General features: G+C 69.0%; 26 protein-coding genes. 13 read left to right on the forward strand and 13 right to left on the reverse strand.

Features of this window, described 5'->3' with window-relative positions; genetic code table 11:
* Positions 1 to 109 precede the first annotated feature (109 nt).
* Genes AC5RWG_RS05000 through AC5RWG_RS05010 form a run of 3 tightly spaced genes read left to right on the forward strand, consistent with a single transcriptional unit; the run spans position 110 to position 1,318 of the window.
* Entirely contained in the window at positions 110 to 730 is a 621-nt protein-coding gene (locus tag AC5RWG_RS05000) for a TetR/AcrR family transcriptional regulator (protein ID WP_494000274.1), read from the forward strand.
* Between the two features lie 57 nt (positions 731 to 787).
* Positions 788 to 1,012: a DUF3107 domain-containing protein gene (locus AC5RWG_RS05005; RefSeq protein WP_136784705.1), complete on the forward strand. Its 225-nt coding sequence runs from the start codon at positions 788 to 790 to the stop codon at positions 1,010 to 1,012.
* 6 nt (positions 1,013 to 1,018) lie between these two features.
* The gene (locus AC5RWG_RS05010) at positions 1,019 to 1,318 is read left to right on the forward strand and encodes a hypothetical protein (protein WP_494000275.1); all 300 of its coding nucleotides are present in this window, start codon (positions 1,019 to 1,021) and stop codon (positions 1,316 to 1,318) included.
* 23 nt (positions 1,319 to 1,341) lie between these two features.
* Here the strand turns inward: AC5RWG_RS05010 and AC5RWG_RS05015 are convergent, their stop codons facing one another.
* Together AC5RWG_RS05015 and AC5RWG_RS05020 are read right to left on the reverse strand one after the other, a co-directional pair.
* A complete protein-coding gene (locus tag AC5RWG_RS05015; protein ID WP_494000276.1) occupies positions 1,342 to 1,677 on the reverse strand; it encodes a 4a-hydroxytetrahydrobiopterin dehydratase in 336 nt (111 codons plus the stop codon).
* Between the two features lie 109 nt (positions 1,678 to 1,786).
* Complete coding sequence (locus AC5RWG_RS05020) at positions 1,787 to 2,482, reverse strand: ferritin-like fold-containing protein (RefSeq protein WP_494012558.1); 696 nt, start codon at positions 2,480 to 2,482, stop codon at positions 1,787 to 1,789.
* Between the two features lie 51 nt (positions 2,483 to 2,533).
* Between AC5RWG_RS05020 and AC5RWG_RS05025 the strand changes: the two genes are divergently transcribed.
* The 3 genes from AC5RWG_RS05025 to AC5RWG_RS05035 all read left to right on the forward strand — a co-directional run bounded on the left by AC5RWG_RS05025 (position 2,534) and on the right by AC5RWG_RS05035 (position 6,925).
* Positions 2,534 to 4,063 (forward strand): RNB domain-containing ribonuclease, encoded by a 1,530-nt coding sequence (locus AC5RWG_RS05025; RefSeq protein ID WP_494110067.1) that lies wholly within the window; start codon positions 2,534 to 2,536, stop codon positions 4,061 to 4,063.
* A 325-nt stretch (positions 4,064 to 4,388) separates the two neighbouring features.
* On the forward strand, positions 4,389 to 6,008 hold the full coding sequence (locus AC5RWG_RS05030; protein WP_494001282.1) for a DEAD/DEAH box helicase: 1,620 nt from the start codon (positions 4,389 to 4,391) through the stop codon (positions 6,006 to 6,008).
* On the forward strand, positions 6,008 to 6,925 hold the full coding sequence (locus AC5RWG_RS05035; protein WP_494110068.1) for a DNA-methyltransferase: 918 nt from the start codon (positions 6,008 to 6,010) through the stop codon (positions 6,923 to 6,925). The genes AC5RWG_RS05030 and AC5RWG_RS05035 overlap by 1 nt, the downstream gene beginning before the upstream one ends.
* An 84-nt stretch (positions 6,926 to 7,009) precedes the next feature.
* On the opposite strand, the gene AC5RWG_RS05040 is transcribed toward AC5RWG_RS05035, so the two are convergent.
* Both AC5RWG_RS05040 and AC5RWG_RS05045 read right to left on the reverse strand, forming a co-directional pair.
* On the reverse strand, positions 7,010 to 7,126 hold the full coding sequence (locus tag AC5RWG_RS05040) for a putative transporter small subunit (RefSeq protein WP_494110069.1): 117 nt from the start codon (positions 7,124 to 7,126) through the stop codon (positions 7,010 to 7,012).
* On the reverse strand, positions 7,123 to 7,986 hold the full coding sequence (locus AC5RWG_RS05045; RefSeq protein WP_494110070.1) for a PHP domain-containing protein: 864 nt from the start codon (positions 7,984 to 7,986) through the stop codon (positions 7,123 to 7,125). The genes AC5RWG_RS05040 and AC5RWG_RS05045 overlap by 4 nt, the downstream gene beginning before the upstream one ends.
* 75 nt (positions 7,987 to 8,061) lie before the next feature.
* Between AC5RWG_RS05045 and AC5RWG_RS05050 the strand changes: the two genes are divergently transcribed.
* Positions 8,062 to 9,633 carry an aminopeptidase P family protein gene (locus AC5RWG_RS05050; RefSeq protein ID WP_494139358.1) on the forward strand — a complete coding sequence of 524 codons (1,572 nt, stop codon included), beginning with the start codon at positions 8,062 to 8,064 and terminating at the stop codon, positions 9,631 to 9,633.
* A gap of 159 nt (positions 9,634 to 9,792) precedes the next feature.
* Here AC5RWG_RS05050 and AC5RWG_RS05055 read toward each other — a convergent pair whose 3' ends face one another.
* Positions 9,793 to 10,767 carry a YflT domain-containing protein gene (locus AC5RWG_RS05055; protein ID WP_494139357.1) on the reverse strand — a complete coding sequence of 325 codons (975 nt, stop codon included), beginning with the start codon at positions 10,765 to 10,767 and terminating at the stop codon, positions 9,793 to 9,795.
* A 164-nt stretch (positions 10,768 to 10,931) separates the two neighbouring features.
* Here AC5RWG_RS05055 and AC5RWG_RS05060 point away from each other — a divergent pair, with 164 nt between their 5' ends.
* Genes AC5RWG_RS05060 through AC5RWG_RS05070 form a run of 3 tightly spaced genes read left to right on the forward strand, consistent with a single transcriptional unit; the run spans position 10,932 to position 13,956 of the window.
* Positions 10,932 to 12,209, forward strand: coding sequence for a magnesium transporter MgtE N-terminal domain-containing protein (locus AC5RWG_RS05060; protein ID WP_494000284.1), 1,278 nt, complete (start codon positions 10,932 to 10,934; stop codon positions 12,207 to 12,209).
* Positions 12,202 to 12,801 (forward strand): DUF1003 domain-containing protein, encoded by a 600-nt coding sequence (locus tag AC5RWG_RS05065; protein ID WP_494000285.1) that lies wholly within the window; start codon positions 12,202 to 12,204, stop codon positions 12,799 to 12,801. Before AC5RWG_RS05060 ends, AC5RWG_RS05065 begins: the two co-directional genes overlap by 8 nt.
* Before the next feature lie 3 nt (positions 12,802 to 12,804).
* Positions 12,805 to 13,956, forward strand: a complete 1,152-nt coding sequence (locus tag AC5RWG_RS05070) for an Mrp/NBP35 family ATP-binding protein (protein ID WP_494074161.1) — start codon at positions 12,805 to 12,807, stop codon at positions 13,954 to 13,956.
* 60 nt (positions 13,957 to 14,016) lie between these two features.
* Here the strand turns inward: AC5RWG_RS05070 and AC5RWG_RS05075 are convergent, their stop codons facing one another.
* Genes AC5RWG_RS05075 through sigE form a run of 3 tightly spaced genes read right to left on the reverse strand, consistent with a single transcriptional unit; the run spans position 14,017 to position 16,192 of the window.
* Positions 14,017 to 14,439 carry a twin-arginine translocase TatA/TatE family subunit gene (locus tag AC5RWG_RS05075; RefSeq protein WP_494049660.1) on the reverse strand — a complete coding sequence of 141 codons (423 nt, stop codon included), beginning with the start codon at positions 14,437 to 14,439 and terminating at the stop codon, positions 14,017 to 14,019.
* Positions 14,440 to 14,468: 29 nt separating this feature from the next.
* Entirely contained in the window at positions 14,469 to 15,581 is a 1,113-nt protein-coding gene (locus tag AC5RWG_RS05080) for an anti-sigma factor family protein (protein WP_494139356.1), read from the reverse strand.
* Between the two features lie 8 nt (positions 15,582 to 15,589).
* A complete protein-coding gene (gene sigE / locus AC5RWG_RS05085; RefSeq protein ID WP_494000289.1) occupies positions 15,590 to 16,192 on the reverse strand; it encodes an RNA polymerase sigma factor SigE in 603 nt (200 codons plus the stop codon).
* Positions 16,193 to 16,490: 298 nt separating this feature from the next.
* Here sigE and AC5RWG_RS05090 point away from each other — a divergent pair, with 298 nt between their 5' ends.
* Complete coding sequence (locus AC5RWG_RS05090; RefSeq protein ID WP_494000290.1) at positions 16,491 to 17,123, forward strand: O-methyltransferase; 633 nt, start codon at positions 16,491 to 16,493, stop codon at positions 17,121 to 17,123.
* A 52-nt stretch (positions 17,124 to 17,175) separates the two neighbouring features.
* On the opposite strand, the gene AC5RWG_RS05095 is transcribed toward AC5RWG_RS05090, so the two are convergent.
* From AC5RWG_RS05095 to AC5RWG_RS05115, 5 genes are all read right to left on the reverse strand, one after another.
* Positions 17,176 to 18,777 carry a leucyl aminopeptidase family protein gene (locus AC5RWG_RS05095; protein ID WP_494139354.1) on the reverse strand — a complete coding sequence of 534 codons (1,602 nt, stop codon included), beginning with the start codon at positions 18,775 to 18,777 and terminating at the stop codon, positions 17,176 to 17,178.
* 12 nt (positions 18,778 to 18,789) lie between these two features.
* Positions 18,790 to 18,969: a DUF3117 domain-containing protein gene (locus AC5RWG_RS05100; protein ID WP_493979326.1), complete on the reverse strand. Its 180-nt coding sequence runs from the start codon at positions 18,967 to 18,969 to the stop codon at positions 18,790 to 18,792.
* Positions 18,970 to 19,143: 174 nt separating this feature from the next.
* Entirely contained in the window at positions 19,144 to 20,388 is a 1,245-nt protein-coding gene (locus AC5RWG_RS05105; RefSeq protein WP_494012569.1) for a hypothetical protein, read from the reverse strand.
* Entirely contained in the window at positions 20,385 to 20,777 is a 393-nt protein-coding gene (locus AC5RWG_RS05110; RefSeq protein WP_494012570.1) for a DivIVA domain-containing protein, read from the reverse strand. Before AC5RWG_RS05110 ends, AC5RWG_RS05105 begins: the two co-directional genes overlap by 4 nt.
* A 34-nt stretch (positions 20,778 to 20,811) precedes the next feature.
* The gene (locus tag AC5RWG_RS05115) at positions 20,812 to 21,594 is read right to left on the reverse strand and encodes an LOG family protein (RefSeq protein ID WP_494000294.1); all 783 of its coding nucleotides are present in this window, start codon (positions 21,592 to 21,594) and stop codon (positions 20,812 to 20,814) included.
* Between the two features lie 163 nt (positions 21,595 to 21,757).
* Between AC5RWG_RS05115 and AC5RWG_RS05120 the strand changes: the two genes are divergently transcribed.
* Together AC5RWG_RS05120 and AC5RWG_RS05125 are read left to right on the forward strand one after the other, a co-directional pair.
* Positions 21,758 to 22,576 (forward strand): amino acid ABC transporter ATP-binding protein, encoded by an 819-nt coding sequence (locus AC5RWG_RS05120; protein ID WP_494012571.1) that lies wholly within the window; start codon positions 21,758 to 21,760, stop codon positions 22,574 to 22,576.
* Positions 22,577 to 22,628: 52 nt separating this feature from the next.
* Positions 22,629 to 23,495, forward strand: a complete 867-nt coding sequence (locus tag AC5RWG_RS05125; RefSeq protein WP_494166511.1) for a glutamate ABC transporter substrate-binding protein — start codon at positions 22,629 to 22,631, stop codon at positions 23,493 to 23,495.
* Positions 23,496 to 23,549: the final 54 nt, after the last annotated feature.

Here is a 23,549-nt window from a genome sequence, read left to right on the forward strand (position 1 = left end):
CTACGCCCCAGCCGGTTGCTGGTGCGTAGACTGGTCGGGACTGACACTTACTGCACCGTGGCGCTGTAAGTTTTCCTGACCGCAGCGCCGGAAGAGGCCGTGTACTACCGTGACGACAGAACCCCGCTCAGCCGCCAAGCCCACCCGACTGCCGCGGGAGGAACGACGGCGCCAGCTGCTGCAGGCGGCACACGAGGTCTTCGTGGTCAATGGCTACCATGCGGCGGCGATGGACGAGATCGCCGACGCAGCGAACGTGAGCAAGCCGGTGCTCTACCAGCACTTCCCCGGCAAGCGGGAGCTCTATCTGGCCCTGCTGGACCACCACCTGGAATCGCTGAACGCGATGCTGATGGCTGCGCTGAACTCGACGACGGACAACAAACTTCGCGTGCACGCCACCATCCGGGCCTACTACCAGTTCATCGCCCAGGACAGCCAGGCGCACCGGCTGGTCTTCGAATCCGACCTGAACAACGACCCCGACGTGAGCGGCCGCTTGGAGGACTTCAACGCGCGGCTGGCCAGCGCCATCGCCGGTGTCATCGCCGAGGACACCAAGCTGTCGGCGGTCGAGGCCACACTGCTGGGCCGGGCCCTGGCCGGCATGGCGCAGATCAGTGCCCGGCACTGGCTGCGCTCGGGCGGGGAACTGGACCAGGACGCCGCGAGCGAACTGATCTACCGTTTAGCTTGGCGCGGAATTTCACGCTTCCCGAAGGAACCCTAGGATAGATTCGCCAGTAGGGAACCCACCCGGCTTACAGCATTACCAGGAGGCATCAGCGTGGAAGTGAAGATCGGCATGCAGAACGTCGGCCGTGAAATCGTGCTCGATTCGTCGCAGTCGCCGGACGAGGTGGCCGAGATCGCGAGCCGTGCCATGAACGGCGGCGCCGAGCTGCGCCTGACCGACGCCAAGGGACGCCTGGTCATCATCCCGTCCAATGTCCTGGCCTACGTCGAGATCGGCGCCGAGGGGCCGCGCCCCGTCGGATTCGGCGCTCTCTAACCACCCATGGTCGCACTGGTCCTGCTGGTGCTCGTCGCCGCCGCCGTCGGCTTCACCGCCTGGGCGGTGGACCGGCGGCGCCACGCCTACGGGGTGCTGCTGCTGCCCGGGATCGCGGTGGCGGCGGCGGTGCTGCTCTGGTTCGTCCTCATGGCCGCCGGCCTCGGCTCCGAACCGGGCGTGCACTTCCTGTCCTGGCTGCTGCCGATGGCCGTTTCCGTTCCGGCCGCGTGGGCCGGTGCCTGGTGGATCGGACGCCGCCGCGTGCAGCGGGATACCGAACGGCTGACCGCCCTGCTGGGCTGAACGAAGCCGGCCGGGCAGGAAAGCTAGCCGGGATAGCCGTCCGGGTCCGCGTCCGCGCCAAGCTTCCGCGCCAGCACGCTCACCGCTGCCGCCGCGGACACGTCACGGGTAGTGACTGCCGAATCGGCGTCATGCGACGTGAAGCGCAACAAGACCTTGTTGTACCGCCAGTCCAGGTCCGGGTGGTGCCGCTGCTCCTCGGCCAGGTCGCCCACGGCGGCAATGAAATTCAGGGCCTCGCGCCCATTGTCCAGCTTGAACGCGCTGACCAGCGCTCCGTCCGCGTAGCGCCACTGCGGCAACCCGCGCAGCTGCCGGTCTATTTCCTCACTGTCGAGTACGTCTTTCGCACGTCCCACGATGCCCTCCCGGTTGCGCGGCGGTCTGCCGCGCGGCCCGGCTGCCGCGGCTTGCGGCCGCCTGTGCCGCCAGCCTACCGGTGAAGCCAACCCCGTTGAAGGCCTGCGCTCACGCCGTCAGGCCCAGGTCATTCATTCGGCGCGAATGGTTTTGGGTCAGCCGGGCAAACAACTCTCCGGTGGCCTGTGCCTGCCGGTCGGGATCCTGCCCCCGCATCAGCTCGCTGAGCACGGCGCGCTCAATCCCGATCCGCTGTGCCTGGGTCAAGGCCTCCCCCACCAGCCTGCGCCCCCACAGCGCCAGCCGCGAGGCCAGCCGTGGATCGTCGGCCAGCACCTGCTGCAGCCGGGCCGCGATCATGGAGATCTGCTCGGTGTTTTCCTTGATCCGGGCGACCAGCTTCTGCGTCTCGCTGTCGAGGGCTCCGGCGATGTGCAGGTAGAAGTCCCCCAGCACGCCGTCGGTGACGTAGGCCTTCATCAGGGACTCGTACCAGTCGGCCGGGCGCGTCCGGTCGTGGAAGGCATCGATGGAGGGCTGGAAAGGGGCCATGGCCGTTTCCACGTCCACGCCGAGTTGCTCCAGCTGCGCGGCCACGGCCTCGAAATGTTCAAACTCGGTCACCGCGAGCCGGCCGACTGCGGCCCGGTCATGCAGGGTGGGCGAAAAGCGTGCGTCGGAGGAAAACCGCTCGAAGGCGGACAGCTCGCCGTAGGCCATCACGCCGTACAGATCGATCAGGAATTGCCGGCGGCGGCCGGAATCCTCGCCGGGCGCTGCGGGAACGGTGCTCACGGTGCTCATGAATCCAAGGGTAGCGTCCCATTTCGACGCGGCTGCCGTTAGGCTAACCGTGTGCCGTACCCGCATTTGGACCCGAAGGTCAACGAGTCCCAGCATCTGCTGGCACGGGTGCTGAAAGACCTGCGGACAGAGTTCGACCTGCCGCAGGAGTTCGACGCGGGCGCACTCGCGGAGGCCCGGGCCGCCGTGGCCGCCCATCGGCTGCCGGAGACCGATCTGACCGCACTGGAATTCGTGACCATCGATCCGCCCGCGTCCACCGACTTGGACCAGGCCCTGTACATCGAGTCCACCGACGGCGGTTACACGGTCTGGTACGCGATCGCCGACGTCCCCTCCTTTGTGGAGGCCGGCGGCGAACTGGATGCCGAAACCCGGCGGCGGGGCCAGACCATCTACGCCCCGGACGGACGGATCCCGCTGCATCCCGACGTCATCGGCGAACAGGCCGGGTCGCTGCTGGCGGACCAGCTGCGGTCAGCCTATGTGTGGCGATTCGAGCTCGACGCCGCCGCGCGGGTCACCGCGGCCACCCTGGAACGCGCCAAGGTGCGGAGCCGGGCCAAGCTGAACTACGAGCAGGTGCAGCAGGACATCGATTCGGGCGATGCGGCGCCCACCCTGCTGCTGCTGAAGGAAGTGGGCAGCAAGCGGGTGGAGCTCGAACGCGAGCGCGGCGGGGCGAGCCTGAATGTCCCCGACCAGGAGATTGCCCATGACGGCCGGCACTACTTCATTGTCACCAGGCCGCCGTTGCCGGTGGAGGATTGGAACGCCCAGATATCGCTGATGACCGGGATGGCCGCGGCCGAGATCATGCTGGCAGGCCGGATCGGGATACTGCGCACCATGCCGGGACCGGACGCTGACGCCGAGGCCCAGTACCGCCGGCAGACCGAGGCGTTGGGGTTCCCGTGGCCGCACGAGATGGCCTACGGCGACTATCTGCGCAGCCTGGACACCACCGATCCCAAGCAACTGGCCCTGATGCACGGGGCCACCGCCCTCTTCCGCGGTGCCGGCTACACGCCGTTCGTCGGCGAGCTCCCGCCCGAACGGCAGCAGGCCGCCATTGCCGCACCCTATGCGCACGCCACGGCTCCCCTGCGGCGGCTGGTGGACCGTTTCGTGCTGGTGATCTGCCATGCCCTGTGCGCCGGCGAACCCGTCCCGCAGTGGGCCCAGGACGCGCTGGAGGAATTGCCCAAGCTGATGGCGGCTTCCGACCAGTTGGCGGGGCGGGTGGACCGCGCCGCCCTGGACGCCGTTGAAACGGCGCTGCTGAGCCACCGCGTCGGGGAAGAATTCGACGCCGTCGTGATCACCGGCACCCGGTACCCGGGCAACGGAAACGGAAACGGCGCCGGCGGCCGCAACGGGAGCGGGAACGGGAAGGTCCTGGTGGCCGGCAGGGGCAAAGGCAACGGCGGCCAGGAGCCGTACGGCGTGGTTCAGCTCAGCGACCCGCCGGTCACCGCACGGTGCTCGGGAATCCTGGCGGCAGGGGCCACGGTGCGCGTTCGCTTGACCATGGCGGACATCGGGGAACGGCGCCTGCACTTTGAACTGGCCGACGGTTAAGTGCCCGCACGGTGCGGCGCGGGGGCCGGTTTGCCAACGACCGGTAGACTTAACCGTGTAGTACTGGATGCCCGGTCGTTGATTGAGTGAAGTGAATCCATCAACAGATCCGTCCCTACGCGATCTTTAACCTCCTTGGCTGCCTCGTTGGCCGGCCGGGAAAGCAGTTGTTAGCCCGCGATCGGCTTCCACTGGTTGCGCCACGCTTCCGCCTTGTTCCGCTCCCGCAGCATCTGCGGGACCGTTGAGCACCGCCGGCGTCGGCGCCTGAATGAACGGTATGTAATTGAACACTGAAAATATCCAGGTGGCTGGCGAACAGCTCATCCACGCTGACAACAGCGCCGAAGAACTGGTCGTCGAGGCCGTGCTGGCCTCCGACGAACGCCCCCACGAACTGCCCAAGCAGACCTTCGCCGACTTCAACGTCCGCGCGGACATCGTGCGGTCGCTTTTCGACGCCGGCATTACCCACCCCTTCCCGATCCAGTCCATGACCCTGCCGGTGGCCCTCGGCGGCCACGACATCATCGGCCAGGCCAAGACCGGTACGGGCAAGACCCTGGGCTTCGGCATCCCCGCGCTGCAGCGGGTGGTGGGACCGGACGACGACGGCTTCGACAAGCTTCCGGTGCCCGGTGCGCCGCAGGCCCTGATCGTTGTGCCGACGCGCGAACTGGCCGTGCAGGTCGGCAACGACCTGATGACCGCCTCCAAGCAGCGCAACGCCCGCGTCGCCGTCATCTACGGCGGCCGCGCCTACGAGCCCCAGATCGAGCTGCTGCAGAAGGGCGTCGAGGTCGTGGTCGGCACCCCCGGCCGTCTGATCGACCTGCACCGCCAGAAGCACCTGAGCCTGAAGAACGTCCGCATCGTGGTCCTGGACGAAGCCGACGAGATGCTGGACCTGGGCTTCCTGCCGGACGTCGAGACGCTGCTGGCCGCGACCCCGGCCGTACGCCAGACCATGCTCTTTTCCGCAACCATGCCCGGACCGGTCATCGCCATGGCCCGGCGGTACATGACGCAGCCGACGCACATCCGCGCCGCAGACCCGGACGACGAAGGCATCACCAAGAAGGACATCCGCCAGGTTGTCTACCGCGCACACAACCTGGACAAGGACGAGGTGGTGGCCCGCATCCTGCAGGCCGAGGGCCGCGGCCGGACCATCATCTTCACCAAGACCAAGCGCACGGCCGCCAAGCTGTCCGAGGAGCTGATCGACCGCGGGTTCGCCGCCGGCGCCATCCACGGCGACCTCGGCCAGGGCGCCCGCGAACAGGCGCTGCGCGCGTTCCGCAACAACAAGGTGGACGTGCTGGTCGCGACCGACGTCGCAGCCCGTGGCATCGACGTGGAAGACGTCACCCACGTGATCAACTTCCAGTGCCCCGAAGACGAGAAGGCCTACCTGCACCGGGTGGGCCGGACCGGCCGCGCCGGTAACAAGGGCACCGCCGTCACCTTCGTGGACTGGGACGACGTCCCGCGCTGGGGCCTGATCAACAAGGCCCTCGGCCTGGACGTGCCGGAACCCCAGGAGACCTACTCCTCCTCCCCGCACCTGTTCACCGACCTGAACATTCCCGAAGGCACCAAGGGCAGGCTTCCGCGCAGCCAGCGCAAGCTCGCCGGCATCGACGCCGAGAAGCTCGAAGACCTGGGCGAGACCGGAAAGCACCCTGCCCGCTCCGGCGGCCAGCGACAGGACGGCGGCCGCGGCGGTGCGCGCCGCGGCGGCGCACGCCAGGGCGGCCCGCAGGGCCGGTCCGACTCGGGCAACCCGCGGCAGCGCCGCGGCACCGAGGAGGCAGCCACCGAGAACACGACCGTCGCCTCGGCCGACAAGCCGCGCCGGAAGCGTTCACGCACCCGCCGCCGCAACGGCGAGGTCGTCAACGGGACCGCCCAGCAGGTCACCGACGGCGCCAGCGGGGAATAGTGGCCGGTATCCGGTGGACGCCCGACGGCAGCTCGCTGGTAGTCCGGGCGGACAACGCCGACTTCCTGCCCACGCTGCCCGACGGCGCTTTCACCATGATCTACCTGGACCCGCCGTTCAACACCGGCCGGGCCCAGGTCCGGCAGCAGACCTCCATGGTGCGCAGCGCCGATGGCGAAGGCGACCGCATCGGGTTCAAGGGCAAGTCGTACCAGACGGTCAAGGGCACGCTCGCCAGCTATGACGACGCGTTCGACGACTACTGGTCCTTCCTGGAGCCCCGCCTCTCCGAGGCGTGGCGGCTGCTGGCCGACGACGGCACGCTGTACCTGCACCTGGATTACCGCGAGGTGCACTATGCCAAGGTGCTGCTGGATATGCTCTTCGGCCGCGAGAGCTTCCTGAACGAGATCATCTGGGCCTACGATTACGGCGCCCGTGCGCGCAACCGCTGGCCCGCCAAGCACGACAACATCCTGGTCTACGTGAAGAACCCGAAGGCGTACCACTTCGACAACGCGGAAGTGGACCGCGAGCCGTACATGGCTCCGGGCCTGGTGACCGCGGAGAAGGCCGCCCGCGGCAAGCTCCCGACCGATGTCTGGTGGCACACCATCGTCTCCCCCACCGGCCGGGAGAAGACCGGCTACCCTACCCAGAAGCCCGAAGGGCTGCTGCGCCGGATGGTTGCCGCGAGCAGCCGGCCCGGCGACTGGGTGCTCGACTTCTTTGCCGGCTCCGGGACCCTCGGCGCCGTGGCCGCCGGCATGGACCGGCGGTTCGTCTGCGTGGACCAGAACCCGCAGGCCATCGACGTCATGCGCAAACGGCTGGGCCGCCACGCGGCAGTGGTTGAGGCCGCCGGAGCAGAGGCCGCCGTGGGCGCCGAGGCCACGGTCGGCGCCGGCGAAAGCTAACCGGCGGAAAAGAACGGCGGGGCGCGGACCGGTTCCAGGAACCGGCCCGCGCCCCGCCGTCGTTGTGGTGTCCCGGGGCGGCGGCTAGATGATGCCGCGGCCCTCCCGGCCCGCCTGAGCCCACTTCTTGAAGAAGCCGCGGGCAATGACGTACAGGGTTGCGGCCACAATGACCGGCCAGACGAGGACGTAAAGCGTCACCGGGCGATGCGGCCGGGAAGGTGCGCCGCAGCGCCCGTCCCGGCGGCGAGGATGCGGTCCAGCATGGCCGGGTCGGTGGTGTTTTCGCCCAGCCGGTTCGGCTTGCCCGCGCCGTGGTAATCGCTGGAACCCGTGACTATCAGATCGTGCTTGGCGGCCAGCCGGCGCAGCTGTTCCCTGCCCTCTTCCGGGTTGTCCCGGTGATCGATTTCCACCCCGGCCAGCCCCGCGTCGAGCATCTCGCGGACGACGGCATCGCCGACCACCCGGCCCCTGCTGCTGGCCACAGGATGGGCAAAGACCGGCACTCCCCCCGCCTCGCGCACCAGGGCGACGGCGGTGGCCGGGTCGGGCGCGTAGTGCGACACGTAGTAGCGCGAGTGGGCGGTCAGGATCCGGGCGAAGGCCTCGCTGCGGTCAGACACGACCCCCGCCGCCACCAATGCGTCGGCGATGTGCGGCCGGCCGATGGTCGCCCCGTGCCCGGCCCGGGCCGTGACCTCTGCCCAAGAGATGGGGAAGTCCTCGGCGAGCAGTTCCACCATCCGTTCGGCCCGGGTCCTCCGCGCGTCGCGGGCCTTGTTGATTTCGGCCAGCAGGCCGGGGTGGGCTGGATCGTGGAGATAGGAGAGCACATGAACGCTGATGCCCTCCACGGTCCGGCACGTGACCTCCATGCCGGGCACAAACCCGAGGCCTGCCTCGACGGCGGCGGTTCGTGCCGCTTCCCAGCCGGCAGTGGAGTCATGGTCGGTCAGCGCCACGACGTCAAGACCGGCGGCTGCGGCGGCACGCACCACCTCGGCGGGCGGTTCGGTGCCGTCGGAAACCGTGGAATGCGCGTGCAGGTCGATCATCACAGAACTAATTTACGCCAGGAGCCCCTGCCGGGCGCCGATGTTGGCAGCGCCTTGGGCCGGTGAGACGATGGACCGGTGAGTACTTACCAGAATGAGGACGCCTCACAGCAGCCTGCCGGGGAGCAGCCGCTGGAAGACCGCGTCAACAACCGTTCCCAGCGCCCGGAATCGGATGCCTTCAAGGAGTTCATGGGCAGCCATTGGGCTCCGGCCGGCTCGTCCGCACCGGAGCAGGAAGCCGTCGCACCCTACGCCGCGCGCCGCCGTAGGGCTCTCTCGGAGCACTTCCACGGCGAACGCCTGGTCATTCCGGCCGGCCCGCTGAAGGTCCGCTCCAATGACACCGACTACCGCTTCCGCCCGCATTCGGGCTTCGCCCACCTCACGGGCCTGGGCCTGGACCATGAGCCGGACGCCGTGCTGGTCATGGAACCCACCGAGGCGGGATCTGGAGACGACGGCGGCCACCACCGGGCCACGCTGTACTTCCGCCCCATGTCCGGCCGGGATTCCGCCGAGTTCTACGCCAACGCGCGGTACGGCGAGTTCTGGATCGGTCCCCGGCCCACGCTGGAGGAGCTGAGCCGCCGATTGGGCCTGCCCACCGCCGACCTGGGCGAACTCGAGGTCGCCATCACCAAGGATGCCGGCGTCGTCCATGTGGGCGGCATGCGCATCCGGCTGCTGCGTGAGGTCGACCTGAACGTGGACGCCCTCGTGGACACCTCCCGGATCAACACCGGCGTGGACCTGGAGGAATCAGACCGGCTCGACGGCAAGCTCTCCGAAGCGCTGTCCGAACTGCGCCTGCTCAAGGACGAGTGGGAAGTCCAGGAGATGAAGAAGGCCGTGGAGGCCACGGTGAACGGCTTTCACGAGGTGGTCAAGGTGCTGCCTCGCGCGCTGACGCACGAGCGGGGCGAACGCGTGGTGGAGGGCGCGTTTTTTGCCCGGGCACGCGAAGAAGGCAACGACCTGGGCTACGACACCATCGCCGCCAGCGGCAACAACGCAACCATCCTGCACTGGATCCGCAACAACGGGCAGGTGAAGGCCGGAGACCTGCTGCTGCTGGACGCAGGCGTGGAAGCCGACTCCCTGTACACCGCGGACGTAACCCGCACGCTGCCGGTCAACGGCACGTTCACCGAGGTCCAGCGCAGGATCTACCAGGCGGTACTCGATGCCGCCGACGCCGGTTTTGCCGCCGCGCAGCCGGGCGTGAAGTTCCGTGACGTGCACACCGCCGCCGTGACCGTGCTCGCCGAGCGGCTGGACGAGTGGGGCCTGTTGCCGGTTCCCCTGGCCGAGGCGCTCTCCCCCGAGGGCCAGCACCACCGGCGCTGGATGCCGCACGGCACCAGCCATCACCTTGGCCTGGACGTCCATGACTGTGCGCAGGCGAAGCGCGAGCTGTACCTGGACGGCGTGCTCACCCCGGGCATGGTGTTCACGATCGAGCCCGGACTCTATTTCAAGGACGAAGACCTGTCCGTTCCGGCCGAATACCGCGGCATCGGGGTGCGGATCGAGGACGACATCCTGATGACCGCCGACGGCCCCGTGAACCTGTCGGCGGCCCTGCCGCGCAAGCCCGAGGACGTGGAGTCCTGGATGGCCGGCATCTACGGCACGTCAGGGGAATAGCGCCCCCGGCAGCCGTGGCCGGAGCAACGCCAGGGAAGGGATCCGCCGTCTGCGACGGCGGATCCCTTCCCGTTTATGGTGCGTGCATGGTGCGGGGCCTCGCACGGTGCCCGTTCGTCGTGCGGGCGGTTCATCCTGCGGGGCGCCGGTGGCGTGCGGCTAGGTGCCGGGCCGGTCGTTGTCGTTGAAGGAGTCCGGGTTCCCCTCGCCGGCCCGAGGGCCGGCCGGCTGGCTCCCGCCGGTCGGCGTGCCGCCGTCGGGCTCGGAGACGCCGGCCTGCGGGCCGGCGCCGTTCTGGGGCCCGTCGGCCTGCTGGCTGGAGCCGTTCTGGGGCTCGCCGGCCTGCTGGGGCTGGGCGGGCTCCGGAGTAACGCGGATTCCGTACTGCGGGCGGCCGTCGGGCAGGTCCGGAAAGCGCCCGCGCACGGGCTGGCCCGGCACCCCGGGCTGGACCGCGTCGGGCGGGCCGGGCTGGGGCTGCTGTCCTTGGACGCCGCCCTGGCGGTACGGGTCCTCGCCCCACTGGGCCGGTCGCTCCGGGGCCTGCGGCTGCTGGCCCGCAGGAGGCTGCGGGCCATAGCCGGCAGGCGGCTGCGGCCCGACGGGCGACTGCCCGTGGTTTGCCGGGCGGCCGGGAACCGCGGTCCCGGCCATCGGCAGCTGCGCGGCCAACCGCCGGGCCTCGTGTGCCACCTCGGTGGAGACCACCACGTCATAGCTGGTGGCGATCACCTGGTTGGTGGAGGTGAAGTCCCGCTTGCCGCGCTGCAGTGCGTAGGAAATGATGCCGAAGAGCATCCAGAAGGCCGCGCCCATGGCCATCGACGAGATCAGCAGCACAAAGGTTTCGCCGCCACCGAAGAGCATCAGCAGCAAGCCGACGAACAGGCCGAACCAGGCGCCGGTGGCCGCGCCGGAGAGGGCAACCCGGGGATAGCTGAGCTTGCCGGTCACCCGCTCGACGGTCTTCAGGTCGTTGCCGACGATGGTCACGTGCTGGACGGGGAATTCCTCGTCCGCGAGGTAGTCCACCACTTTCTGGGCATCCAGATACGAGCGGTAGTTTCCGATCAACTCGCCCTGCGGAAGGGTACGGCTGGGGTCCCGGGAATCTGTACGGCCAAGCATCGACATACCCCCATTGTCGCTGATATACGCAACCGGTGGTTTGGGTATCGCTTCAGGTGAACGTGGGAACCGCCGCGCTGCCTTAGCCTCCGCCAGTGCGGCGGCCGGGAGCAAGGCAAAGCCGGCCCGCCAAATCCCGGATTTCCGGGCCCAGCACGTAGCCTAAAGGGGTGAGCACAAAAACCAACCGCGTCTTCGTAGCCCGGCTGCTCGGCCTGGACGTCTTCGACCCGCTCGGAGACCGCCTGGGCCGGCTGCGCGACGTCGTCGTCCTCGACTACGGCCCCGCCAAGCCGCCCCTGGTGGTCGGCCTGGTGGTCGAGGTCCCCGGCAAGAAACGCGTGTTCGTCCCCATGACCCGGATCACCTCGATCACCGCCGGGCAGGTCATCTGCACCGGGCTGGTCAACCTGCGCCGGTTCGAGCAGCGCGGCGCCGAGACCCTGGTGGTCGCCGAGATGTTCGACCGCCGCGTCACGCTCGCCGACGGCAGCGGCGACGCCACCATCCTGGACATCGGCATGGAACAGTCCCGCGACGGCGACTGGTATGTGTCCCAGCTCTTCGTCCGGCGCGGCCATTCGACGTCGCCGCTGCGCAGCCTGCGCCGCAACGAAACACTGATCGTGGACTGGCACGAGGCCTACCAGGGCGCCAGGCACGAACCGCAGGCGGCCACTACTTTCGTGGCCAGCCACGAGGACCTCAAGCCCGCCGACTTCGCCGAGGCACTGCACGAGATGACCCAGAAGCGCCGGCTGGAAGTCGCGAGCGAGCTGCAGGACGACCGTCTGGCGGATGTGCTCCAGGAGCTGCCGGACGACGACCAGGTGCAGATCCTCACGTCGCTGGATGCCGAACGCGCCGCCGTCGTGCTGGAGGAGATGGATCCCGACGACGCCGCCGACCTGCTGGCCGAGCTGCCCGAGGAGCAGAAGGAAGAACTGCTGCAGCTGATGGAGCCGGAAGAAGCAAAGGACGTCCGCCGCCTGCTGGAGTATGAGGAAAACACCGCCGGTTCCATGATGACCCCGGTGCCGGTGATCCTGCCCCCGGAAGCCACGGTCGCCGAGGCCCTGGCGCATGTGCGCCGCGAAGAGCTCACGCCGGCCTTGGCGTCGGCCATCTTCGTCTGCCGGCCGCCGCTGGAGACCCCCACCGGGAAATACCTGGGCGTGGTCCACATCCAGCAGCTGCTGCGCTACCCGCCGCCGGAGGCGCTGGGCAACATCGTGGATACCGATCTGGAGCCGGTGCTGGACCAGGCCGATGTCAGCGACGTGGCCCGCACCCTGGCAACCTACAATCTGAATGCCCTGGCAGTGGTCAACAGCTCCGGCCGGCTGGTCGGAGCCGTGACCGTTGACGACGTGCTGGACCATTTGCTGCCCGACGACTGGCGGGCGCAGGACGACTCCCCCGTAAGCGGAGGTGGACGCTTTGGCTGAAAAGGCAGACCGGAAAATCAAGGTCGCGGGACTGGACACCCCGCGGGAGACCCGTACGCGCCTGCTGGTCCGGTTGCGGCCGAACCCCGATTATTTCGGCAAGGCCACGGAGTCCTTCGCCCGTTTCATGGGCACCCCGCAGTTCCTGATGTGGATGTCGGTCTTCTGTGCGCTCTGGCTGGCCTGGAACACGTTCGGACCCGCACACCTGCGCTTCGACAGCGCCGCGCTGGGCTTCACCGCGTTGACCCTGATGCTCTCGCTGCAGGCCTCCTACGCCGCTCCGCTGCTGCTGTTGGCGCAGAACCGCCAGGACGACCGGGACAAGGTCTCGCTGCAGCAGGACCGCCAGCGGGCCGAACGCAATCTGGCGGACACCGAGTACCTGACCCGCGAACTGGCCGCGCTGCGGATCGCCATCCGCGAAGTGGCCACGCGTGACTTCGTCCGGAGCGAGCTGCGCTCGGTGCTGGAAGAACTGTTGGACGACGAGTCCGCGGACGAACGCCGCCGCGGCCGGCGCCGTTCCTCCGATGCCACCACCTCGCTGCCCAAGCTGCCGCCCGTCCAACACGGCGGCCAGGAGAACTGATGCATGACTGATCCACACCCGTCGCAACACCCGGACCCGGCCTCCGTACGGCGCGCACTGGGAACCGTGATCGATCCGGAGCTGCGCCGGCCCCTCGCGGAGCTGGGCATGCTCAAGGACGTCCGGATTGACGACGCCGGACGGGTCACCGTCGGCGTGCTGCTCACCATCTCGGGCTGCCCGCTGCGCGGCACCATCACCGCCGACATCGAGCACGCCCTGGCTGCCGTCCCGGGCGTTTCCGGGGTGGCGGTGGAGCTGGACGTGATGACGCCGCAGCAGCGCGACGCGCTCAAGGAGCAGCTGCGCGGTGCCGGCCGCGGCAATCCGTTCGCCGATCCGTCCTCGCTCACCCGCATCTATGCCGTGGCGAGCGGCAAGGGCGGGGTGGGCAAGTCGAGCGTCACCGTCAACCTCGCGTGCGCCATGGCCGCCCAGGGTTTGCGCGTGGGCATCATCGACGCCGATGTCTACGGTTTCTCGGTTCCCGGGCTGCTGGGCATCACGCAGGCTCCCACCCGGGTGGACGAGATGATCCTGCCGCCGGTGGCCTACGGCGTGAAGGTCATCTCGATCGGCATGTTCGTCTCAGGCAACCAGCCGGTGGCCTGGCGCGGTCCCATGCTGCACCGGGCCCTGGAGCAGTTCCTCACCGACGTCTATTTCGGCGACCTGGATGCACTGTTCCTGGACCTGCCTCCGGGCACCGGGGACGTGGCGATCTCGGTGGCGCAGCTGCTCCCGTCCTCGCAGATCCTGGTGGTGACCACCCCGCAGGGCGCCGCGGCGGAGGTGGCGGAACGCGCCGGCGCCATCGCCGCGCAGACCGGGCAGCAGGTGGCGGGAGTCATCGAGAACATGTCCTGGCTGGCGCTGCCGGACGGATCCAGGATGGAAGTCTTCGGCTCCGGCGGCGGAACTGCCGTCGCCGGGCGTCTCTCCGCCGTGCTGGAGAAGCCGGTACCGCTGCTGGGAAGCATCCCGCTGGAGCCACGGCTGCGCGCCGGCGGCGACGCCGGCCGACCGATCGTCCTGGACGAGGCGGACGCCTCCGTGGCCGGCAGCTCCGCGGCCGAACTGCGGCGGATTGCGGCCGACTTGGCGGCGCGTCCGCGTGGCCTGGCCGGACGCACGCTGGGCGTCACCCCCCGCTAGGGCCTCAGCCGGGAAACGCCCGTGCGCAACGGCGCGCCGGTGGCTAATGCGCCCCGGAGGTCAGGTCGCCTCGGTATCGAACGGCGCTGCCTCACCCGGGGCCAGCTGCGCGCGCGACGCGGCCGCCGCCCGCGCCGGCGCCCGCGAACCGGTTGACACGGCCGTGCCTGCCGCGGTCGCGGCTGCTGCCGCGACAGCCGGCGCCGCCGGCGCAGGACGCGGCGCCTCGTCGTCGTCCAACAGGGCTTCCTTGATGATGCGCCGAGGGTCGTATTGCCGCGGATCAAGCTTGCGCCAGTCCATGTCGACGATGTCGTCGCCGACTTCTTCGCGCAGCTGTTCCTTGGCACCGGCGGCCATGGTCTTCAGCTGTTTGACGAACCTGGCCAGCTGCGCGGCGTATTCGGGCAACCGCTCAGGTCCGAGGATCACCACGGCAAGAATTGCCAGGATGATCAGTTCTGAGCCGTTGATTCCAAACACGATTGAAGGTTACCCGTTCGCCGGGCCGGTCAGCCACTTGGCGGGCTGACCATCATGCCCAGTCCGCGGACGATCCGGCTGAACGGATCGTCGGCAGGGGACGGCATCGGCAGCTTCAGGCGGGAGTTCTCCGACAGCACCACGTGGCTGACCGTCTCCGGCATCTCGGCCAGCGGGAGGTCGGACCACAACGTGTACGTCACCTCGTCGGAGTGGAGCACCACGGTCCAGTCCTCGCCGCCGCGCACCCACACCGCGCGGTCCAGCCCGGCCACTTCCCGGAAGCCGTCCTTGGTCACGGGATGGCCCGTGGCCGCATTCACCGGCGGCGCGGGGTCCGCCACCCGGGCCGTTCCGCCGGCGCTGCCGTCTCCGCGCCGTTGCTCGGTGACCGTCACCCGGTGGCTGCCGTCGCCGAGCTCGAGCCTGACGGCAGGCTGCCCGTCCACGACGGTCTGTTCCGCGCTCTGCAGGCGGTAGCCGAGCCCGGGCAGCAGCGGGCAGGTCCAGCCGCCGCGCCGCAGCTCCTCGAGTGCCGCGCCGTCCAGGGCGATCGGACGGGCGGTGCCTGCATCGGCGGCCACCGGCACCCAGGCCGTCCCGGTGGCAAGGCCGCGGCCGGCGTCCGCCGGCCCGGTCTCGCCGCCCAGGACGAAGGCCGCGGACAGCGTCAGCACGGCGCAGCCGGCCAGGACCCCGCCGGCAACCGCCAGCGCGCGCCTGGCCGGCCTGCGCGCGGGCAACGCCTCCGCCGCGGCACCGGCGGCGGCGTCAGGAAGGGCGGCGGCGGGAGGGAGGGCGGCGGGCGGGAGGCCGCCGGCGGCACCGGCGGGCGCGGGGGTGCGCCCGCCCGCGGGTACGCCGGGGTTCCGGTCTTCCGCGGTGCCGGAAGTTTCGAGGCCGAGCGGGGGCCCGGCCGGTCCGGCGGCCCCGGGCCGGCTGCAGCGCAGCAACCGCGCGGTCAGGTTGTCGTCAGGGGGCGGCACGTCCAGCGAGCGCAGGCGGTCCTGGATCTGGCGGAATTCGTCGACGCTCTTGCGGCACCGCCGGCAGCGTTGAAGATGGCGTTCAAGGGCCGGGCGGCGATCATCGGAGAGTTCGCCGTCCAGGTACTCCGCCAGCTCTCTTTCCGGGTGGAGCATTGCAGCGATCAGTGGGCTCCGGCGATGCGCGGCAGTTTCAGGCGCGGGCGTTCGGCAGGATCCCGGTGCGCCAGCTTTTCCCGAAGCATGGTCCGGCCACGGTGGATCCGCGAGCGGACGGTGCCAAGCTTGACGCCAAGGGCCGCGGAGACCTCGTCATAGGACAGCCCCTCCAGGTCGCAGAGCACCACCGCGGCGCGGAAGTCCGGCGGCAGCTCTTCCAGCGCGGCCTGGACATCGATGTCCAGGTTGTTGAATTCGAAGCTGCGCTCGGGGCCGGGATCCTTGCCGGGCAGCCGGGCTTCGGCTTCGTCGCTCAGTCCATCGAACCGAATCCGGCTCTTGCGCCGGGCCTGGTCCAGGAAGAGGTTGGTGGTGATCCGGTGGAGCCAGCCGTCCAGCGTGCCGGGCTTGAAGTTGTCCAGTGACCGGAAGACGCGGACAAAGACTTCCTGGGTGAGGTCTTCGGCGTCGTACCGGTTTCCCGTGAGCCTGAAGGCCAAGCGGTAGACCTTGGCGGAGTGGTTGCTCACCACTTCTTCCCACGTCGGAGCGACCCACTGATCGTTGCCGGCCGCGGCGTTCGACGCGGCGTCCTGTAGCTTCGTCATTATCGTGCCCCTTCGTCGGACCGCCCGCGGCCGCCCACCTCCTGGGGGTCCGGGAATGCGGCTGCGTGCTGCCGGTCTGGCTTTCGGCGTCCCGGGTATCCATCTTGGCCCAAAAGACTGGGAGAATTCTGTAAACCGGCTGCACAAAGACCGCTAAGCCCGGTCCCCGTCTGACCCGGCCGGCGGCAGCGTGTCCCGGCCCCGGGGCACGCGCCTGAACCCGCCACCTGTGGCAGTAGGCTTGGCACTGCGGCCCTGTGCCGTTTTCCCGCAAAAGCTGAAGAGAAAGCGATGTTTCATGAGTGCCGACAAGCAGACGAGTTGGTCCTACACGGAGGGGCTCCCTGCCGAGGATGACGTCTTGCTTCGGGCCCGTGAGCGTTCCCACGAACTGGGCGTTGCCGCCGTCGGCAGGGGGGTCGGCGCGGCCCTGACCGTCCTCGCCGCGGGCACCAAGGCGCAGACGGTGGTGGAAATCGGTTCCGGCGCCGGTGTCTCCGGGGTCTGCCTCCTGCGCGGACTGCCGCCGGCCGCGGTGCTGACCACCATCGATGCGGACGTCGATCATCTGCGTGCGGCACGCCAGTCCTTCGTCGATGCCGGCATTCCGGGCAACCGCACCCGCACCATCTCCGGCCGCGCGGCCGACGTGCTGCCCCGGCTGACCGACAACGCCTACGACCTCGTCTTCGTCGATGCGGACAAGCCCTCATATCCGCTGTACGTGGAGCAAGCGGTCCGGCTGCTCAAGCGCGGCGGCATGCTGATTGTCAACGACGCTCTGGACCACGACCGGGTCTCGGATCCGGCCATCCGCGAAGAATCCACCACCACGCTGCGCAAGGTCGGCAAGGCCATCCGGGAAAACGACCAACTGCTGTCCACCATCCTGCCGACCGGCGAGGGACTGCTGCTGGCCGTCAAACGCTGACCGACCCGCGGCGCCCTGCCCGCGGGCCGCCGGGCCACCCGCCGGCCCGGTGCTAGCCGCGGTAGGAGCGCAGGAAGGACAGCAGCAGCCGGGCACCGTACCCGGTGGCGCCCTTCGTGACCTCGGCCCGGTCGGAGTCTGCCCGGGCGGGGCCGGCGATGTCCAGATGGATCCACGGAAGGGCGCCGGTGAATTCGCGCAGGAACAGCGCTGCAGTGATCGATCCCCCGCCGACCTTCGACCGCTGGGACGCGATATGCGAGATGTCGGCGATGCCGGATTCCAACGCGAAGCCGTATTCGGCCGCCACCTCGTCCAGCGGCATGTGCCAGACCCGCTCCCCGGTTGCCTCCCCCGCGGCTTCGAACGCGCGCACCAGGGACCGCCGGGTGCCGTACAGTGCCGCATGCTGCCTGCCCAGCCCCAGGGACGCCGCGCCGGTGAGGGTAGCGATATCCACCAGGACGTCAGGCTGCAGCCGGGCGGCGGCGTAGGAGAGGCCGTCGGCCAGCACCATGCGCCCCTCCGCATCCGTGTTGCCGATCTCTACGGTTGTGCCGTCGTGGACGGTCACCACGTCGCCGGGCCGGTAGGCGTCGGCGCCGATGGCGTTCTCGGCCAGGGCGAGCAGGCCCGTGACACGGTGCGGAACGCGCAGCTCCGCCGCAGCGGCCAGCACCGCCAGCACGACGCCGGCGCCCGCCATGTCGGTCTTCATCGGCAGCATCGGCTCCCGCGGCTTGAGCGACAGCCCGCCGGTGTCGAAGGTGACGCCCTTGCCGACGATGACAACGTGCCTGGTGTTCTCGCCGGCCTGTGCGGGCGTGTAGTCCAGCTGGACCAGCCTGGGCGGAGTCGGGGAGGCCGAGCCCACCGCCAGCAGACCGCCGAACCCTCCGGCAGCCAGCTGATGCTCGTCCCACGTGCGGATGCCCAGGCCGCGGGCCGCGGCGAGGCGCGCGGCCTGGCCGGCCATCCACTCCGGGCTCTTCACGTTGGACGGCATGTTTGCCAGGTCCCGTGCCAGCCACGTGGCCCGGGCGCCGGCGGCGGCCGTTGCGGCCGTCCCCGCCGCGGTTCCGGTCAGTTCCAGCACCGCGGCCATCGGCTTGGGCGCGGCGGACGTCCCGGCGCGCGGCGGCCGGTAGCCGCCCAGCAGGAACCCCTCGATGAAGGCCTGTTGCAGCCCTTCGGGCAGTCCGTCGACGGCGCTGCTGCGCACCCGGTCGGTGCCCATCGTCGCCCTGGCCAGGGCGGCTCCGGCCTTGCGCAGCTCCGCCGCGCTGCCACTGCCCAGCCCAATCAAGATCAAACGCTCCGGCAGCCGGGCGGAGCCTGGCGGCGCCGGCACCGCCAGCACTTCGCCGGCCTTACCGGCAATCCCGTGGACCTCTGCCAAGGCCGCCACGTCGGCGCCAAAGTCGGCTGCCGCCTCGGCGGCACCCTGGCGCGGCTGCGGCGTGGCCCGCTCAACGTTGGCCTCGCCTTCAGCAATGGGGACCGCCAGCACCGTGACATCCCCGGCGCCCTCGGCCGGAGACCGTCCGCGGCCGAGGGCCGGAAGGGCTTGGACGCGCGCCATCTGCGGTTCAACCAGGGCCTGCTCCAGATGACGGGCGGTTTGTTCCTCTGCGGTGGAGGGAACGTGGCTCACAGCAAACGGTTCCTAGCCTGCCACGTCGCTGGTGACGCCGAGCAGGCAGTCCTTGAGGTTGCCGGCTTCTTCGGCGTTCAGTTCGAGCACCAGACGCCCGCCGCCGTCGATGGGCACCCGCAGGATGAGGCTTCGCCCCTCCTTGGTCACTTCCATCGGACCGTCACCGGTACGCGGTTTCATCGCAGCCATCTGGGAATTCCCTTCCGCCATGGGGCAGCCCGATCGGTGATCGCCCTGCCCGCCAACCTCACATCGGCGGCCCTTCAGTTGCCCGGCCGCCATGTCCAACCACTACCCATTATCGCGTACATCACAACCGGGTGCTAATTTGCGCGACACGGGGCGCACCGGCGCCGGCCGCCGCTAGGGCGGATAGTCCCCGCCGCCGGGCAGTTCGGCCCAGGACCAGAGCCAGGTCACCCAGACAATCTGCCCGGCCAGGAACATCACTGCCAGGCACGCGCGGTACGCCCGGCTGCGTGATACCAAGGCCGCCGCCAGGGCCAGCGGGAAGAGCGGAAGCAACAGCCGGAAGGTGCTGGTCTGCGGATGCAGAAAGGCAAGCAGGTAGCCCAGGTAGCAGGCGCACCACAGCCTCAGGTCCGCCCCCATCTTCCGGGCAGGCGGGGAGCACAGGACCCCGGCCGCCGCGGCCACCAGCAGCAGCGGGGCGGCCATTCCGCCCAGCAGCCCGAAAAGGTTCACGCCCATGTCGAACCACGGCTTGAACAGGATCAGGGCCTCGCCCCGCCAGGCTGTCTCGGTATCGGTGTACGCGGTCATCTCGCCCGTGACCGACCACGCCAGCACCGGCCAGGCGAGGGCCGCGGCACAGCTGACCAGCGCCAGCGCTGCCGCGCGGAGGAATTCCGGGGTCTGCAGCGGATCGGTGCGGCGCTGCCTGATCCGCCACAGCAGGTGAAGGCCGGCGAGCGCCGCGAACGGCACGCCGACCGGCCGGGAGAGGCACATCAGCACGACGACGGGAATCGCCAGCAGGTACTTCCGCCGCACCAGCAGCAGCAGCGCCGCCGCCAGCAGCGCCAAGTTCAGCGATTCGGCGTAGGGCACCTGGAGGATCGGCGAGACCGGAAAGACCGCCACGAAGACCACGGCCCACAGCGCGGTGCCGTGGGGGGCGTAGCGACGGAAAAGTTTGTAGATGAGCAGCACGGCGGCAAAACCGGCGAGGGTCGCAACCAGCGGTGCCAGCAACTGCCACCCCAACCCGGTGGCCGCCGCCAGGATGCGGACGATGCCGGGGAAAAGCGCGTAGAACGCCCACTGGTTCTCGTCGACCCGCCCGTCCTGGCCGCGGGGAATATCGGCGGGATACCCCTCCCGGTAGACCTGCTCGTACCAGGCGCTATCCCAAATTCCGATGAAGGACAGATAGTCGGGGTGCGGTCCGGTCCACGGATTCGGCCCCTGCTGGCGTGCCACCGCGAGGAAGACCAGCAGCGAATACACCCGGGAAAGGGCGTAAAGCACGCAGACCTGGACCCACCACGGCCACCCGGAGATCCGTCGGCGCCAGAAGGAAAGCTCCGCGTGCACGGCCTCCCGAAGCACGCGCGTGCGCGGAAGGCGGTCCTGCACCCCCGTCATCCTTCCCGCGCCGGGTGGGCACCGCCGTCGGGCTGCGGCTGTTCGTGGCTCAGTTGCCGGATCAGGCGCTCCTTGGCTCCCAGCTCGGCCCGCAGGACGTCCAGCACTTCGTCCACCTGGTCCATCCGGTAGCCCCGCAGGGCGGTGGAAAACCGGACGCTGTCCAGGTCTTCGGCACGGGGGTGTTCAGGCAGCAAAACCGCCGGCAGCCGCGCCTCATGCTCGCTCAGGCCCTGGAGCGCGGCCACGTGCCCGCGCTCCCATCCGGTGCCGTCACTCTCGCCGCCCGCGCCGGCGGCGGCAGCCTTCCTCCGGCCACGCCAGCCCGACGCGGCGACAGCGGCCGCACCTGCAACGGCGATGGCAAGGAAAACCAGGAATGCGCTCACAGCACCATCGTGCCAGAGAGGACGTCGCGCCGGGTCAAAATCCGGAGCGGGCGGACAGCCCGGAGATGACCTGCTCGACTGCTTCCTCGGCCGTGTCCACCACGCTGACCAGGTCCAGATCGGCCTCCGCGATCATCGCTTCGGCCAGGAGCGTGTTGCGGATCCAGTCGATCAGCGGCGACCAGAATGCCGTGCCCACCAGGACGATCGGGAAGGACGTCACCTTCTTCGTCTGGACCAGCACCATGGCTTCGAACAGCTCGTCGAGCGTGCCAAGCCCGCCGGGGAGCACGATGAACCCCTGCGCGTACTTGACGAACATCGTCTTGCGGGCGAAGAAATACCGGAAGTTGATGCCCAGGTCCACCCAGTTGTTGAGCCCCTGCTCGAACGGCAGTTCGATGCCCAGCCCGACCGAGACGCCGCCGGCCTCGCTGGCGCCCTTATTGGCCGCCTCCATGGAACCGGGGCCGCCGCCGGTGATGACCGCGAAATTATGCCGGACCAGCAGCTGCCCGATCTCCTCGGCGATGGCGTAGTGCTTGCTTCCCTGCCGGGTGCGGGCCGAACCGAACACGCTGATCGCCGGGCCGAGGTCGGCCAGGGTGCCGAACCCTTCGACGAATTCGCTCTGGATCCGCAGCACGCGCCAAGGATCCGTGTGCGTAAATTCCGCCCGGTCCTTGGTGTCCAGCAGGTACTGGTCGGCCTGCGGGATGTCCGCCTGGCTGCGCCGCAGCTCCACCGGCCCCTTGAAACGGGTTTTCGGTGCGCCCGGAAGTTGCGACGGGAGCGGGATGTCTTGCTGGTTTGTCATTTCCCAAGGCTACAGATCCGCCGGCCATCCGTGGCGGTTTCCGCCGTTTCGGTGGCAATTCGGCCCCCACGCGGTCCGGGGCGCAGGTTGCTCTTAAATCACGATTCCGGCGGTTCGGTCGCGAATGCATTGCTTGAAGGGAATCTTTCGCTAGATTCGTTCCATGACCAGTGACGCATCGCACAGTAAAACGCCGCCTGCTGCTCCTGCGGCGGCAACCCGAGCCACATCCGCCGCGCCGGCGGGTCAGCCGCTGGTGTCCCTGAAGAACGTCAACAAGCACTTCGGATCCCTCCATGTGCTGCAGGACATCAACCTGGAGGTCACCAAGGGCGAAGTGGTGGTCGTGATCGGGCCGTCGGGTTCCGGCAAGTCCACCCTCTGCCGGGCGATCAACCGCCTGGAGACCATCGACGACGGCGAAATCCTGATCGACGGCGAGAAGATGCCGGCCGAGGGCAAGGCCCTGGCCAAGCTGCGGGCCGACGTCGGCATGGTGTTCCAGTCCTTCAACCTCTTTGCCCACAAATCGATCCTGGAGAACGTCACCCTGGGACCGATCAAGGTCAAGGGGATGAAGCAGTCCGAGGCCAAGGAGCTGGCCATGAGCCTGCTCGAGCGCGTCGGCGTGGCCAACCAGTCGCAAAAGCTGCCGGCCCAGCTCTCCGGCGGCCAGCAGCAGCGCGTGGCGATTGCCCGGGCACTGGCGATGAAGCCGAAGGTGATGCTCTTCGACGAGCCCACCTCGGCACTGGATCCGGAAATGATCAACGAAGTGCTCGACACCATGGTGCAATTGGCCAGCGAAGGCATGACCATGATCGTGGTCACGCACGAGATGGGCTTTGCCCGCAAGGCGGCGGACCGGGTGCTCTTCATGGCCGACGGCCAGATCGTGGAGCAGGCCACCCCGGAAGAATTCTTCACCAACCCGAAGAGCACCCGCGCCAAGGACTTCCTGGGCAAGATCCTCGAACACTGACCCCCACACCTGGCCCTTCACTGACGGAGGGCCGACAACGCAAGGAGAAAACATGCGAAAGACCCGTTATGGAATGGCTGCCATGGCAGCCGGAGCCGCGCTCGTGCTGTCCGCCTGCGGCGGCGGCGGCGGCACAGGCGGCGGAGGCGGCGGCGAGACTGCCGGCGGCGGCGAAGGCGGCGGCGAAGGCATCCGTATCGGCATCAAGTACGACCAGCCGGGCCTGGGCTTTTCCTCCGGCGGCAAGTTCAGCGGCTTCGACGTGGATGTCGCCAAGTACGTGGCCAACGAGCTGGGCTACTCGGAGAACCAGATCGAATTCGTCGAGTCGCCCTCGGCGAACCGCGAAAACATGCTCGCCAACAACCAGGTGGACATGATCTTCGCGACGTACTCCATCACCGACGAGCGCAAGCAGACCGTCGACTTCGCCGGACCGTACTTCGTGGCCGGCCAGGACCTGCTGGTCCGGACCGACGACACCGAAATCACCGGCCCGGATGCGCTTAACGGCAAGAACCTCTGCTCGGTGACTGGCTCCACCTCCGCCCAGCGCATCAAGGACGAGCACGCCGCCGAAGTGAACCTGGTCGAGCGGCCCAGCTACGCAGAGTGCGTGACCGCCATGCAGGGCGGCCAGATCGACGCGGTGACCACCGACGACATCATCCTGGCCGGACTCGCGGCGCAGCCGAACAACGCCGGCAAGTACAAGGTGGTCGGCAACCCGTTCTCGGAGGAGAACTACGGCGTCGGCCTGCCGAAGGGCTCGGAACTCTGCGCGGACATCAACGCAGCCATCAACAAGATGGTCGAGGAAGGTGCCTGGGAAGAAGCCCTCAAGAAGAACACCGAGGGTGTGGATTACTCCTACAACAAGGACCTGAACCCGCCGAAGCCGGGCGAAGCCTGCGCCTAGCACCATCCGTTGTGGGGCGGGGCACTCCCGCCCCACAACATGATCTGCCTCTTC

The sequence above is a fragment of the Arthrobacter sp. Y3221160 genome (genome assembly GCF_059092585.1).